Source organism: Pseudofrankia coriaricola (genome assembly GCF_001854805.1).
GTDB lineage: Bacteria > Actinomycetota > Actinomycetes > Frankiales > Frankiaceae > Pseudofrankia.
The window spans coordinates 1-14828 of sequence record NZ_MBLO01000239.1; the positions used below are offsets into that span (position 1 = coordinate 1).

At 72.5% G+C, this 14828-nt stretch carries 11 protein-coding genes; 2 read left to right on the plus strand and 9 right to left on the minus strand.

The window, feature by feature from the left end; translation table 11 throughout:
- Positions 1-71 precede the first annotated feature (71 nt).
- The 7 genes from cysS to BCD48_RS32065 all read right to left on the minus strand — a co-directional run bounded on the left by cysS (position 72) and on the right by BCD48_RS32065 (position 8039).
- Complete coding sequence (cysS, locus tag BCD48_RS32035) at positions 72-1616, minus strand: cysteine--tRNA ligase (RefSeq protein WP_071052135.1); 1545 nt, start codon at positions 1614-1616, stop codon at positions 72-74.
- Positions 1617-1899: 283 nt separating this feature from the next.
- Positions 1900-2292, minus strand: a complete 393-nt coding sequence (locus BCD48_RS32040; RefSeq protein WP_071052136.1) for a PPOX class F420-dependent oxidoreductase — start codon at positions 2290-2292, stop codon at positions 1900-1902.
- A 199-nt stretch (positions 2293-2491) separates the two neighbouring features.
- Positions 2492-3016 (minus strand): 2-C-methyl-D-erythritol 2,4-cyclodiphosphate synthase, encoded by a 525-nt coding sequence (gene ispF / locus BCD48_RS32045; protein ID WP_071052137.1) that lies wholly within the window; start codon positions 3014-3016, stop codon positions 2492-2494.
- On the minus strand, positions 3013-3735 hold the full coding sequence (gene ispD / locus BCD48_RS32050) for a 2-C-methyl-D-erythritol 4-phosphate cytidylyltransferase (RefSeq protein ID WP_083419514.1): 723 nt from the start codon (positions 3733-3735) through the stop codon (positions 3013-3015). Before ispD ends, ispF begins: the two co-directional genes overlap by 4 nt.
- Positions 3736-4153: 418 nt before the next feature.
- Positions 4154-5233 (minus strand): DNA integrity scanning diadenylate cyclase DisA, encoded by a 1080-nt coding sequence (disA, locus tag BCD48_RS32055; protein WP_071052138.1) that lies wholly within the window; start codon positions 5231-5233, stop codon positions 4154-4156.
- 322 nt (positions 5234-5555) lie between these two features.
- Positions 5556-7037, minus strand: coding sequence for a DNA repair protein RadA (gene radA / locus BCD48_RS32060; protein ID WP_071052139.1), 1482 nt, complete (start codon positions 7035-7037; stop codon positions 5556-5558).
- A 132-nt stretch (positions 7038-7169) separates the two neighbouring features.
- Positions 7170-8039 (minus strand): copper chaperone PCu(A)C domain-containing protein, encoded by an 870-nt coding sequence (locus BCD48_RS32065; protein ID WP_349308064.1) that lies wholly within the window; start codon positions 8037-8039, stop codon positions 7170-7172.
- Positions 8040-8693: 654 nt separating this feature from the next.
- Here BCD48_RS32065 and BCD48_RS32070 point away from each other — a divergent pair.
- Entirely contained in the window at positions 8694-9176 is a 483-nt protein-coding gene (locus tag BCD48_RS32070; protein ID WP_007512332.1) for a CarD family transcriptional regulator, read from the plus strand.
- Positions 9177-9351: 175 nt separating this feature from the next.
- Positions 9352-10305 carry an HhH-GPD family protein gene (locus BCD48_RS32075; RefSeq protein ID WP_071052226.1) on the plus strand — a complete coding sequence of 318 codons (954 nt, stop codon included), beginning with the start codon at positions 9352-9354 and terminating at the stop codon, positions 10303-10305.
- Here the strand turns inward: BCD48_RS32075 and BCD48_RS32080 are convergent.
- Together BCD48_RS32080 and BCD48_RS32085 are read right to left on the minus strand one after the other, a co-directional pair.
- Positions 10283-13483 (minus strand): DUF5682 family protein, encoded by a 3201-nt coding sequence (locus BCD48_RS32080; protein ID WP_241842160.1) that lies wholly within the window; start codon positions 13481-13483, stop codon positions 10283-10285. The two genes, BCD48_RS32075 and BCD48_RS32080, sit on opposite strands and share 23 nt — an antisense overlap.
- An 11-nt stretch (positions 13484-13494) precedes the next feature.
- A complete protein-coding gene (locus BCD48_RS32085) occupies positions 13495-14670 on the minus strand; it encodes an ATP-binding protein (RefSeq protein WP_071052141.1) in 1176 nt (391 codons plus the stop codon).
- Positions 14671-14828 lie beyond the last annotated feature (158 nt).

Genomic DNA, 14828 nt, shown 5'->3' on the forward strand with positions numbered 1-14828 from the left:
GCTGGGAGCGAAGCGAGTAAGGGGCCGTAGCGCCGTGCCCGCACGGAGCGAACCAGAGACAGAGCGAACCATCAACGCAGATGCCAGCGCTGTCCCTCGGGTGTGTCGTCGACGATGATGTCGGCGGCGGCGAGGCGGGCGCGGATCGAGTCGGCCTCGGCGAAGTCACGCCGGGCCCGCGCGGACGAGCGCAGGTCCAGGACGATCTCCATGACGCCGTCGAGTGCCGGGCGAAGCTCCGCGCCAGCGGCCGGCCACTGCTCGACCGGGTCCAGCCCGAGGACGGCGAGCATGCGCCGCGCGACCACCGCCCATCCGGCGAGCTCGCGGCTGTGAGCCTTGGCCAGCACCTGGTTGCCCTGGCCCACCGCGCCGAAGATCGCCGCGAGCGCCCGGGCGATACCGAGATCGTCGTCGAGCGACTCGGCGAAGGCGGCCCACGTCGCCGCCGGCGACGCCACCCCCGCGCCCGCGCCCGCGCCCGCGCCCGCCGGAGCCTCGGCGCTCGGACCGCCCCTGGCGCCCTTGCCCCGGGTTCTGGGCGCTGTGCGCACGGGCGGCGCGGCGGGTGCCTCGGCCGCCAGCGCGGCCGCGGTTTCCGGCCCGCCAAGGATGTCCAGGGCGTTGCGGACGAACGTCTCCACCCGGTCGTACGCCGCCGCCGACTCGGCGAGCGTCGCGGCGCTGAACTCCAGCGTCGAGCGGTAGTGCGCGGAGAGCAGGTGGTAACGCAGCACCTGCGGGCGCACCTGCGCGAGCACGTCGGTGACGAAGTACGAGTTACCCAGCGACTTCGACATCTTGGTGCCGCCGGTCGTCAACAGCCCGGTGTGCATCCAGTACCTGGCCATCTCCGGCTCGGCGGGCAGGCCACCGTGGCCGGCGGTCACGCACACCGTCTGTGCCCGCTCGTTCTCGTGGTGCGGGAACACCAGGTCCAGGCCGCCGCCATGGATGTCGAACACCTGGCCCAGGTACTTGCCGGCCATCGCGGAGCATTCGAGGTGCCAGCCGGGCCGACCAGGGCCCCAGGGCGAGTCCCAGGCAGGCTCGCCGGGGCGCGAGGCCTTCCACAGGGCGAAGTCACGCGGGTCGGCCTTGCCGGGCTCGGCCTCGGGGGAGGCCTGCATGGCGTCGGGCCGCTGGTTGGACAGGGCGCCGTAGTCGGCATAACGCCCGACGCGGAACCACACCGAGCCGTCGCCCTCATAAGCGAAGCCGCCCGCCATCAGGCGGGCGATCATGGCGTGCATCTCGGGTATGTGTGCCGTCGCCCGTGGCTCGATCGTCGGTGGCAGGATGCCGACCGACCGGTAGGCGTCGTCGAACGCCCGGGTCTCGCGGGTCGCCAGCTCCCAGACGGAGACAGCCTCCCGGCCCGCGTTTACGATGATCTTATCGTCGATGTCTGTGACGTTCTGCACATACGTGACGGCGTATCCGGACGCGAGCAGCCAGCGTCGCAGCAGGTCGAAGGCGACCGCCGAGCGAAGGTGGCCGACGTGCGGGCCGGACTGGACGGTCGGCCCACACACGTAGACGCCCACGTGGCCGGGGCGCAGCGGCTCGAACAGCCGCACACGCCGCGTACGCGTGTCGTATAGGTGCAGGCTCACCTGTCAAGAATACCGGCGGGCGCCAGGGCGCCCGCCGATCGGGCGCTGAGCGCCCTGCAACGTGGTTCCGGATCCAGGCATATGGCGGTGGCCGGCCTGGTCCTGGGTCGACGAGGTGGCTAAGTTGGCGCCAGCGCTGATGCGCTGTCACCATCGCGGGTTGGCTACCGCTTACTGGCGCCGCGGGCGCTCACTGGCGTGTCGGGCGATGGGCGCCCACCGCCCAACCGCCGGACTATCGGTCGGATTTCTTGGCCGGTGCCGCTATCCGCGTGGACGCGGGCTAACCGGTCGTGAGGATCCGGGTGGGGGTCACCCGGATAACGACGCGGACGGCGTCTGGCTCGTCCCATTTGTAGGGCTCGCCGGTGTACTTCACGGCGAGACGGTCGATCAGCTCACGCCCACCGTCCTCGGACAGGGTCGCCGTGCCGCGTACCTCGACATAGGAGTACGGGTCTCTCTGGTCAAGGAACATCAGCGCGACGCGCCCGTCGCGCGCGAGATCACGCTCCTTGGCCCGGCCGCGGACCGTCGAGAGCAGCAGGTCGTCACCGTCACGCTCGATCCACAGCACGGTCAACCGTGGCGAGCCATCCGGCCGAAGCGTCGCCAGGGTGACGTACGTCGGCGCGTCCGCCAGCACCTTGACCGTCTCCGGTAGGCGTACATCCATCAGTGCGCTCCAAGAGGAACCACCCGGCAGCAGCGGCGCCCAGCGAAGACCCGCCTCGGCCACTTGCATCCAGCAAGGGTTGACCTTTTCGGTCAACCTTCCCCATTACGGGCCTGACGCCGGACAAAGAATGCCAAGTTGGCATCTCCATGCCGTCCCAGGCCCCGGCCCGGCGACGCCGACGGGCCGCGCGTTCGGCCTACAGCCGCGCCACCAAGGCCGTGGCGATGGCGGCGAGGCCCTCGCCTCGGCCGGTCAGCCCCAGACCGTCGGTGGTCGTCGCGGACACGCTGACGGGCACGCCACCGAGTGCCGCAGACATCACCGCCGCGGCCTCGTCGCGCCGCTTCGCCATCCGCGGGCGGTTCCCGACGACCTGGACGGCGACGTTGCCCACCGTCCAGCCATCGACGGCCAGCAGCCGGGCGGTCTCGCCGAGGAGCGCCGCGCCGGTCGCGCCAGCCCACTCCGGGCGGTCGGTGCCGAACACCTTGCCGAGGTCGCCCAGCCCCGAGGCGATCAGCAGCGCGTCACAGGCCGCGTGCGCGGCGACGTCGCCGTCGGAGTGGCCGGCGAGGCCGGTCTCGCCCTCCCAGAGCAGGCAGGCGACCCAGCAGGGCCGGCCCTGCTCGAACGGGTGCACGTCGACACCGACGCCGACGCGCGGCAGCGCGACCGGGACGGGGGGCGCCGCCGGGCCTGGCGCCGAGGCGGGCGCGGTCACGACGACCGCCCCGATTCGGCCAGCGGGCGCCGAGCCAGCAGCGCCTCGGCGAACAGGAGGTCCGCGGCCCGGGTCACCTTGAACGCCTCGTCAGCGCCCGGGATGGTCGCCACCGGCACCCCCAGACGCTCCACGAGGCCGGCGTCGTCGGTCACCGCCGGCAGGTCGCCGTCCTGGCTCGCGTACGCCGCCTCCAGCACCTCCCGGCGGAAGCCCTGCGGGGTCTGGACCGCGCGCAGGCCGCCACGCGGCGGGGTGCGCAGCACCCGCCCGTCCGCGTCGACCTCCTTGACCGTGTCCGCGAGCGGCAGCACCGGGATGACGGCCGGATGCCCGCCGAGCACGGCACGCGCGACCGCGTCGACGAGCGACGGCGGGGTGAGCGGGCGGGCCGCGTCGTGTACCAGTACCACCCGGATGTCGTCGTCCAGGGCGCGCAGCGCACCACGCACGGAGTCGACCCGCTCGGCGCCGCCCGGCAGCACCCGCACATCTGGACCCAGCAGCCGGCTCACCACCTCCACCAGGGTCGGCGGGGCGGCCACGACGATCTGCGACACCAGCTCGGCCGCCGACAGCGCCTGCACCGCGTGCACCAGCATGGGACGGCCGCCGAGCGGCCGAAGCGCCTTCGGCACCCCGCCGCCGAGCCGCTCTCCTCGGCCGGCCGCCGGCACGACGACGGCAACCCGCGCGCCAGCCTCGTTCACCGCGGTCACCGCTGACCTCGCTTGATCTCAGACCTCACCAGAATCCAGACCGATCAGGACCCCGCCGACGACCGGCAATCCCCACCAGGCCAGTCAGCCACGTCCCGAGACAAGAGGAACCATCCCGCCGGGCCACCCCAGGGCCCTCCGGGCCGAGGCAGCTCGCCCCGAACCTACCGGCCACCCCGGCCCACCACAAACGCGCACCGCCCCAGCACTCCCCGCACCTGGTCTCCGGCGGCCAGGAGTGCCCCCAGGTCGAGGCAACACGCAACCACAGCAGGTGACAGCGCTTAAGCGCAGCGCCAACCCAGCCACGTCCTCGCCCCGGCACCACAGCAACCACGGCCATACACATGTATCGGGCACCACGTGGGGAGGACGCTCAGCGTCCGATGGCTGGCGGCGCACTCAGCGTCCGCCAGCCTTATGCGTAGCGCTCGAGGATGGAGGACTCGGCGAGGCGGGAGAGGCCTTCGCGGACGGCCCTGGCCCGGGTCTCGCCGACGCCGTCGACGGCCTGCAGATCGTCGACGCCGGCGGCGAGGAGCTTCTGCAGGGTGGCGAAGTGGTCCACCAGCCGGTCGACGATCAGGCGCGGCACGCGGGGGATCTTCGCGAGCATGCGGTAGCCGCGCGGGCTGATCTGGCGGTCCAGCACCTCGGCGCCGCCGCCGAGACCGAGGGCGCGGGCGAGCGCGGTCAGGTCGAGCAGATCGGTCGCCGACATCGCGGCCAGGTCGGTGAGCACCTCGGCCGGGCCGCCGACCTTGGTGCTGGCGGGCAGGTAGTCGCGCACGGTCAGCTCGCGCTCGGTCTCGACGCCGGCCATCAGCTCCTCGAGCTGCAGCGAGAGCAGCCGGCCGTCGGTGCCGAGCTCGACGACGTAGCTCTCGATCTCGTCGGCGATCCGGCGGACCATCTCCAGCCGTTGCAGGACGGAGATCGCGTCGCGCACGGTGACGAGATCCTCGATCTCCAGGGCCGACAGCGTGCCGGCGACCTCATCGAGGCGCATCTTGTAGCGCTCCAGGGTCGCCAGCGCCTGGTTCGCGCGGGAGAGGATCGCGGCCGAGCCATCGAGGACGTAGCGACGGCCGACGACGTACAGCGCGATGATGTGCATCGACTGGCTCACCGAGATCACCGGCAGGCTGGTCTGCCTGGCCACCCTCTCGGCGGTGCGGTGGCGCGTCCCGGACTCCTCCGTCGGAATCATCGGGTCGGGCACCAGGTGGACCGCGGCGCGCACGATCCGGGTGAGGTCGGACGACAGCACTATCGCGCCGTCCATCTTGGCGAGCTCGCGCAGCCGGGTCGCCGAGAACTCGACGTCCAGCTCGAAACCACCGGTGCAGATCCCCTCCACGACCTTGTCGCGACCGAGGACGATCAGCGCGCCGGTGTGGCCGCGGAGGATGCGCTCGAGGCCGTCACGAAAGGGGGTTCCGGGCGCCACGGCGGCCAGCGTGGCCCGGAAGACGTCATCCCCGGGTGGTCCTGCCATCGGGCTCCTCTACTCCTCCTGCCGAGACCCTCCGGACGAGCGACTATGCCACCGCTTATGCGCCGGCACCGCGACCGAGGTCTCTTACCACGGTGGTAATGCTATCGAGCCCGCGGGTACCACCATGGAGAGCCTCCGCCCGGTGGTCAGAAAAACATTTGACCTGGTGAGCAGGTCGCCCTAACCGCGCCTTGTTGGTCGAGCGGGCATCTCCCCGTCGAAACCCGACGGATCCGCCTGGCCACTCCGGACAGCCGGCGCCGGGCAACCCGCCGGGTGAGCATCTTCGTGAACCCGGCCGCACGCGGCCGTTCCAGCACCGCTATCCGGCATACATCTTGCTGATCGCGGTGGGTAGATCGGTCACCTCCGTCACCGTCATCCCCTCTGGAGTCATCCCGGACAGCCGAGGCACGAGCGCCCGCCGGAAGCCGAGCCGCGACGCCGCGGCCAGCCGACGCTCGACGCCGCTGACCGAGCGGATCTCACCGGTGAGCCCGACCTCACCGAGCGCGATCAGGTCGGGCGGGATCGCCCGCTCCTGCGCCGAGCTCACCATCGCCAGCGCCACGGCCAGGTCCGAGGCGGGCTCGTAGAGCCGCACGCCGCCGACCGAGGCGGTGAAGATGTCGCTGGCCCCCAGGCTGGAGAATCCGGACCGCTTCTGCAGCACGGCAGTGATCATCGCGACTCGGGCGCCGTCGAGCCCGGACACCGCCCGCCGTGGCGGCAGCGGCGCCGGCGAGGCGCCGCCCGGCCCGCCGCCCCCGCCGGTCCTGGCGACGACGCTCTGCGGCGCGACGAGCGCCTGCACCTCGGCGACGAGTGGCCGGCGGCCCTCGACCATCACGGTGACGCACACGCCCGGTACAGCGCTCGCGGCCGCGCCGCGAGACAGGAACAGGCCGCTCGGGTCGGCGATGCCCCAGATGCCGTTCTCGTTCATCTCGAAGCAGCCGACCTCGTCCGTCGGCCCGTGGCGGTTCTTGATCGCGCGGACCATCCGCAGCGCGGTCTGCTGGTCGCCCTCGAAGTGCAGCACCACGTCGACGAGATGCTCGAGCAGCCGCGGGCCGGCGACCGCGCCGTCCTTGGTGACGTGCCCGACCAACACGGTCGCGAGGCCCAGCGCCCTGGCGGTGCGGATCAGCGCCGCGGCGACCTCGCGGACCTGGGTCACGCCACCCGCCACGCCCTCGACGCCGGCAGCGGAGATCGTCTGCACCGAGTCGACCACCAGCAGTGTCGGCTGGACCTCCTCGACGTGGCCCAGCAGCGCCCCGAGGTCGGTCTCGGCCGCGAGCCACAGGTCGTGGTGCAGCGTGCCGGTGCGCCCGGCACGCAGCCTGACCTGGGCGGCCGACTCCTCCCCGGTGACGATGAGCGCCCGGTGACCGGCCTCGGCGCTGCGCGCGGCGACCTCCAGCAACAGCGTCGACTTGCCCACCCCCGGCTCGCCGGCGAGCAGGATCACGGCGCCGGGCACGACCCCGCCCCCGAGCACCCGGTCGAGCTCGTCGACGCCGGTGGCGCGGCGGGTCGCCGGTGTCGGGTCGACCTCCGTCATGGGCTTGGCCGGAATGGTCACCGTGGCGGCGGCGGTGGCGCCGGAGCCGCCCACGGCCGCCTTCCGCGGCGCGGCCCGTTGCGCCTCCAGCGTCCCCCACGCCTGGCAGCGCGAGCAGCGCCCGGCCCACCGGATCGACTCGGCGCCGCACTCACCGCACCGGAACCCGCCGCCGGCCCGCGTCCGGCTTCCCCCGCCGCCGGCCGACTCGTTCCCACTGGACCGCGAAACCGCCATGGCCCGAAAGTAGCCACCGGGTGCGACAGTATTTCTGGTTCGCTCCGGAACAAGCCCCGGGGTTGGGCGGGAAGGTTGTTGCGCCGAGTCAGTGATGTGACTCGGACAGGACCGGTGGACGACGGTGCGGCGTCAGCCGGCGGTGGAAGTGGCGCTGGTCCCCACGGTCGGCGTGGCGGTGGAGCCGGCCGTCGGCGAGGCGGTCGAGCCCGCGGTCGGCGACTCGGTCGTCACCGTCGTCGGGGTCGCGGTGGGCGTCGCGGACGCGGACGGTGTGGCCGTGGGCGTGCCGGACGCGCCGGGCAGCGGCTCCTCGACGGGCACGTCCAGGGTGACGGAGCCGGCCTTGGCGAACGTGAAGGTCACCTTCGTCGCGGAGCCCACCGGCAGGTCCTTCTTCAGGCCGGTGAGGCTCGGCGCGGAGCCGTTGGCGATGTAGATCTGCCCTCCGGCCGGGGGCAGCGTCGCCGGGCTGCCGGGGCTGCCCCCGGCGGCGTCGGGCGACGAGACGCCGACCAGTTCGTCAGCCTCGCCGCCGCCGTTGAACAGGGCCGAGATGACCTGAGCGTCCTCACCGGACTTGGCCGGGCCGGCGACGTAGACGTTGCGCAGGTCGATGGTGCCGACGGCGCCGTTGGCGGTGTTCGTCGTCGTGCGCGCCAGGCCCGTCATCGCATCCGTGCCACTGGCGCAGGCCGCCAGCGCCGGCGTGCACAGCAGCGCGGCGGCGGCCAGCGCCGCCGCTCCGCGGCGCAGCGAGCGGGCCGGGGCGACGCCCGCGGCGCGCGAGGTGGGCTGGGCGGACGAGACGGCGGGACGGCGCGAGATGGCTGCGCTGCGCGCCCCCGGACGGCGGCTCACGGCTCGGTGACTCCTGTCGTGCGGGCGCGGCACCCCGAACAGGGCGCCCGCGCTGGTCCAGTAGCGCAGCCGGACGACGATACGGGCACGGGGACGGCCGCGAGGGGGCGCCTTTGGCTGCTCGGCGCTAAGACTAGCCACCTGGTATGCGCACGTGCCTCGCGCGGGCCGCGAGCCCCGGCGCGGTGTGACCGCTGCCTCCCCGGCGTGGCCGTGTCCCGGACCGCGGCCGAGTGCGCGCGCCCACCGGTCCCGCGCCGCCTCGGTGGATCGAGGCGGGTGTCGGCGGATCAGGGCGGGTGTCGACGCCAGTCGGAATCTCGCGATTGCCAACCAGTCCGCTACACCGCGCCACCGTTTTGTCGGCGCCAGGCAGGCACGCCCGCCTCCACGCGAGGCGACGGAATATGACGCGCCGAGCACCGGTGCGGTTCGCGGTGGCGGAACTGAGCTGCCCATGCCGCGGCCTTCGACTCGAGGCGACGCGGTGTGTTCGTGAGTCAGCCGCCCCCCGACCTTCGGATCTGGACTTGACCGGCTCATGGACGCGCGAGTGTGGCGAGCGTTTCAGCAGGTCGGACGCCAGGTCGGACAGTTCGGTCAGACCAGCTGGACGGCTTGACCGAAGCGGCGCAAGCCGGCGACGGGCGGTGTTCGTGGTGGGCGGAGCGTGGCCAGAACGCTCCGCTGCGCCCGACCACGGCGCCCCTGCCAGCCGCACGGGACCCAGCATGCGTCTGACCTGCAGCGATGCGTGCGTGTTACGCTAGTAGAGGCGGAAGGGGCACGTGACACATGGCTTTCCAAGTCGGCGAGACCGTCGTTTACCCGCATCACGGGGCTGCTCTCATCGATGCGATTGAAACGCGCGTCATCAAAGGTGAAGAGAAACTCTATCTCGTGCTCAAGGTGGCTCAGGGTGACCTGACCGTACGCGTACCGGCCGACAACATCGGCATGGTTGGCGTACGCGATGTAGTCGGCCAGGACGGCCTCGAGCGCGTCTTCGAGGTGCTGCGCGCACCGCACACCGAGGAGCCGACCAACTGGTCGCGCCGGTACAAGGCCAACCTCGAGAAGTTGGCCTCGGGCGACGTCAACAAGGTCGCCGAGGTCGTCCGCGACCTGTGGCGCCGTGACCGCGAGCGCGGCCTGTCGGCCGGCGAAAAGCGGATGCTCAGCAAGGCTCGGCAGATCCTCGTCAGTGAGCTCGCCCTTGCGGAGGGCACCAACGAGGACAAGGCCGAGGCCATGCTCGACGAGGTCCTCGCCGGTTGATCACGCCCGACCCAGCTCGCTGACCCTCCGGGTCAGACGAAGCGGGCCGTCTCGACTGCTGACAGTTGTTGAGGCGGCCCGCTTCGCCATGCCCGGATCCGGTCCAGTGGACCGGTCCAGCGACGAGAGGCGGGTGCCTGCCCGGTTGGACGGGCCTGGCCCGGCGGCTGGCACGATGGCGGTGATGGACGGAAACCAGGATACGGCGGGCGCGGTAGCTAGCTGGGCAGTCGATGAGCGGCCGTTCGCGGACGATGTGCTCGAGTGGTACGGGCTGGTGGCGCGGGATCTGCCGTGGCGGCGGCCGGAGGCGGGGCCCTGGGGGGTACTCGTCAGCGAGGTGATGCTGCAACAGACGCCCGTGAACCGGGTGCTGCCCGTCTGGGAGGCGTGGCTGGCGCGCTGGCCCGGCCCGGCCGCGCTCGCGGCGGAGCCGGCCGGTGAGGCGGTCCGGATGTGGGGCCGCCTCGGCTACCCGCGCCGGGCGCTGCGCCTGCACCAGGCGGCGGCCGCCATCGTCGAGCGGCACGGCGGCGCCATCCCGGACCGCCTCGACGATCTGCTAGCGCTTCCCGGTATCGGCACCTACACCGCCCGCGCGGTCGCCGCGTTCGCATTCCGGCAACGCCACGCCGTCGTCGATGTCAATGTCCGGCGCCTCGTCGCCCGCGCGGTCGAGGGCGCGGCGGAGGGTCCCGCGGCGGTCAGCCGCCGTGACCTGGCCACGGTCGAGAACCTGCTGCCGGCCGACCCGGAGACCGCGGCCCGGGCCAGCGCCGCGTTCATGGAGCTCGGCGCGCTGGTCTGCGTGGCCCGGGCGCCGCGCTGCGCCGGCTGCCCGGTCCGGGAGCGATGCGCGTGGCTACTGGCCGGCAGCCCGCCGTCCGACGGCCCGGCCCGTCGCCCGCAGGGCTACGCCGGCACCGACCGCCAGGTGCGCGGCCGGCTGCTCGCCGTGCTGCGCGACGCGGACGGCCCGGTCGACGCGGCCCTGCTCGACGCCGTCTGGGACGAGCCGGTCCAGCGAGACCGCGCCCTACGGGGCCTCCTCGACGACGGCCTCGCCGTCGCCGTCGGGCCCGGCAGGTACGCGCTTCCCGGCGACGTCACCGCAAGTCTGTCGGTCTGACCAGTGGCGCGCTGACCGGCGGCGCGATCAGGTTGTGGACCGCGTCGGCGGTCGCCGGGTGGTCCGCGAGCAGCCGTACGACCCCGGAACCGCGCGAATCAGACCAGTTCGGCCACTGACCGGACTCCGCTGATCCGGCAGGAACCAGGTCGCCGGTCCGGGAAGTCCGCGGTCCGGCCCACTCCTCGGCGAACCCGAGCAGCGCCGCCACGGCCTGTGTGCCGGCCGGATAGCCGGCAAGCAGCGCCGCCACCGCGTCCTTCGCCGCGGAGTCGGCCGTGCTCGTCGAGCCGGCCATTCCCACCCGCGCTCCGCCCGGACCGGTACGCCCGGCCGCGGCTGGGCCCACCGGAGGCGCGGCTGGGTCCACCGGAGGCATGGTGGAGGCCGGTCGGCCTGACCAGGGCGCGACCCATATGTCCAGGTCCGCCAGGCTCCCGGGAAAGGTGCGGCCCGCCTCGCGCACGAGCGTCGGCACCAGCTCGCCGGCCTGGTCGCGCAGCGTCGTGACCAGTGTCGGCAGCCACGGAAGCAGGACTGGGTCGGGCAGCCGCGCGAACGCCTTGGAGATCATCTCGACGGCGAACGGGGTGAGCGTCGGCACCGGCTCCAGAGCCTGCACAAGACCCGCCAGGTAGCGCGGGAACGCCGGGACGGTGAGCGGGTTGGCGAGCAGGTCGTCGCACCGCGTTCGCAGCTCGGCCATGGACAGCTGACCGAGCCGGGTCTGGGCGGACCACAGCAGCGCGACCCGGCCGGGCTCCTCGGGATGGGACTGGCGCACGGCCAGCTCCAGCTGCGCACGATCACAGCCGAGGGCGAGCGCGAGGTTTTCCAAGGTCAGCAGGAAGCCGAGCATGGAGGCCACCTGGCGGACACCGACGTCCTCGGCGGTGAATGCGGTCGGCAGCAGCGTGCAGTAGTGCGCGTACCCGCCCTTGACGAACTGCTCACTCCAGGCCGGCAGGCTCGGCTCGTTGACCCGGTAGTGGTCCAGCAGCCGGCGGATGCGGCGTAGCACCTCCGGTGCGTCGTCGACCGTCCGTTCGGCGGTCAGCAGCTCGACGGCGCGGGCCCCCAGCTCCTCGGCGAGGCGGCGGCTGTCGAGATAGACGATCGCGTCCTCGACGGCGGCGAGCGCGACCGCCGCGGTGGCCGTCGGCGCCCAGGCGGCGCGCCGCAGCCGCTGCTCCACCGCCTGCTCGATGGTGACCGCCTCGTAGCCCAGCTCGATCAGCGCCCGCTGGTGCCGGCCGATCACCAGGTCCCAGCTCTCCTGGGGGGAACGCTCGCCAAGCCGCCACACACCGAGAATGGGGCGGATCGCCCCGTCGGGCAGCAGATAACGCAACATCCATAGCAGGTGCGAGCACTCGGCCAGCTCGGGGGCGGCCGCGAGGTCGAGCAGCGCCCGTTGCACGGTGCGCTTGTCCAGGTCGAGCCCCAGCGGGGCAAGCCGGTTGTAGACGTCCTGGGCGAGCGGCGGGAGCGCGTCATAGCCGACCTGGCCGATCCGGTCCCCGCCGAGCAGGATCTCGCACAGCCGGCGCACGTCACGGCGGCCGGGAACGCCGTCCTTCTCGATGCAGGTGATCGCCGCGTCCTGGAAGTCGTACGGCGTGGGGCGAGCTCGGTTGCGCAGGCCGGCGAGCAGGATCGAGGTCTCGAACACCGCGATCGCGTCGGCGGTGCTGGCGAGGTAACCGTTCCGGCGGGCCAGCCTGACGATGTCCACGGACCAGCCGAGCAGTTCGGCCTCGTCCAGCCCGTCGAGCGCCGGCGGCCGTTCGAGGAAGCCCGCCAAGGGCTCGGCCGCGGCGCCCGGCCCGTGTCGGCCTTCAGCGCCGGCCTGGCCGCCCAGCCCGGTCCTACCCGTCCTGCCCGCCTTCGCGGGCCGTGCTGGGCGGCCCGCGCCACGCCCGCCGGTGAGGTGGAACGGGGCGATGCCCGAGCGGGTCAACGCCTTCGCCCAGGTGGCCCGCGCGATCGACACCGATCCGCCGGCAAGCCCGAACTGGGCCTCGATGGCCGAGTGGCTGGACGGGATGAGCCCGTACATCCAACGGGTCGCCGTCACCGGGCCGATCTCGTAGATCTCGTGGCCAGACGGCTCGCCGGCCGGCTCCGACCGGGGCGGATCCGCGAGCGTGCCGAACTCGGGGACGCGGCTGACGGCGTGAAATGCGCCGCAGACGTAGAGACACTCCGACCGGTCGGCGCCGGACCGGGCCAGGTGCTCCCGGATCCGGGTCCACATGTGGCGCTCGCGTTCCTCGTCCCGCGCCAGCCGGCGGCCGTCGTCCGCGGGCGTCATCCGGCGGAACAGGCTGCCGATGAGCGTCATCGCCTGCCGGTAGGTGTCGTGGTCGGCGGCCGCCAGGGGCTGCTCGACGTACTGGTCCCACCATTCCGACCAGTGCCGGACCCGGCCGTGCCGCAGCAGGAACTCCTCCAGCTCGGCGAACCGAGGGCGCAGGTCGCCGATCTCGATGCCGACCGCGTCGCCGTGCAGGGCCGCCTCGTCGCCATGATCGGGGTCGGGGTCGCCGGCGCCCCCGCCCGGCGCGTCCCGCGGCGCCGGGCTCGAGCTGGCCGGTGCCTCGGCCGACACGCGTTCCTCCCACTGGAAGAGGTGGTCGGCCGACCAGTCGACGAGCACCAGCTCGACGTCCGGCGTCTCGAGCGCATAGGCGATGGCCTGGTACTCGGCGGAGGCCTCGGTGATCGGCGCGACGATGCTCAGCGGGCCCGAGCCGGCGGGGAAGCCGGCCAGGTCATGGGCGAACGCCTGCAGCGCCACCGGCAGCCGGCAGTTGCGCAGCTCAGCCAACAGGGGCCGCAAATCCTCGCACAGCTCCAGGTAGATGACCTTCGGCCGCTTCTCCCGCAACCGGCCGGCCATCGCCAGCGCCGACGCCGGCGAATGGTGGCAGACGGGGAAGATCTCGAGCGGTTCGCGCAGCGCCCAGCCGACGTCATCCACCAGGCCGGCCATGATCTCGGCGAGGGCTGTGGAATCCGCCGCGAACGCCGCCGCCGCGTCGATGAGCCTTTCCCGAAGGACGCCGAACGGGCCGTCGGTTCCGGTGGAGCCGGTGGAGCCGTTGGAGCCGGTCGTGACCTTGGTAGGCCCATGGGCGCGATCCGCGTCGAGGCCGCTCGCCGGTCCGTCGTTCACGCGCGCCGGGCTCACGACAGAGTCGCGATCGCCTGACGGCCGCCCTCGAGGAAGTCCGGCCACAGCCCGCCGTCCTTCTTGCTGCGCGGCTCGACGACACCGTGCCAGTACTTGTTGAGGATGGCGAGATCCTCGGGGCTGCGGCGGGCGAGCGAGCCGACCAGCGAGCCCGCGAGGGCGCCGGCGCCCAGCACCCTCTCCCCGAAGAACTGGCTGTGCAGGATCGCGTCCTCGAGCACACCGATCTGCTCGGCGGTGGAGAGGGCCGATTCGAGCTTCTCGTCGTCGCTGGTCGCCGAGGCCGCGGTCGCCCGCAGGTCGGCGAAGCTCTGCAGCAGGATGTCGAGCAGCGTGGGCGGGACGTCCAGCTCGATCTGGTGGCGGCGCAGCAGCTCGGCGGTGCGGAACCGGACGATGTCGGCCTCGCTGCGCTTGTTCGTCACCACCGGGATCCGGACGAAGTTGAACCGGCGTTTGAGCGCCGAGGAGAGGTCGTTGACACCCCGGTCGCGGCTGTTCGCCGTCGCGATGATCGAGAATCCGGGCTGGGCGAACACGGTGTTGTCGCTGTCGAGCTCGGGAATCGAGACGTACTTCTCCGACAGGATCGAGATCAGGGCGTCCTGGACGTCACTGGTCGACCGCGTGAGCTCCTCGAACCGACCGATCATGCCGCGCTCCATGGCGGTCATGATCGGCGAGGGGATCATCGACTTCCTGGACTGCCCCTGCGCGATCACCATCGAGACGTTCCACGAGTACTTGATGTGGTCCTCGGTGGTGCCGGCGGTGCCCTGCACGACCAGCGTCGAGTCACGGCTGATCGCCGCGGCGAGCAGCTCGGCGAGCCAGCTCTTGCCGGTCCCCGGATCCCCGATCAGCAGCAGGCCACGGTCGGACGCGAGCGTCACGATGGCGCGCTCGACCAGGCTCGCCTCGCCGAACCACTTCTGGTCGACGCCGCGGTCCAGGCCAAAGGAGGTGCGAAGATGCTTCTCCCTCGCACCTCCGGAGGCCCTGAAAGAGGCAGAGCCGTCGGAGCGCTGGGAGCCGAGGATGAACAGCCGGACCATCCGCGGGCTGAGCCGCCAGGAGAACGGCTTCGGCCCGTCGTCGACGGACTCCAGCCAGTCCAGCTCGTCGGCGTACTTGACCTCGGCGGGGGCGCGCAGCATCTCGGCGGTCATTCGCGGATCTCCACAGGTGTCGGCCTTCGGATACAGGATGATGTGAATGTGACGTTGAGCTGGTGAGCCATTCGCGCGACCCGGCCACCGGTGGTGACGGCGCATCAGCGCCATGCCGACGCAACCACCTCGCCGACCTGGGGCCGGTCGGGCCACCG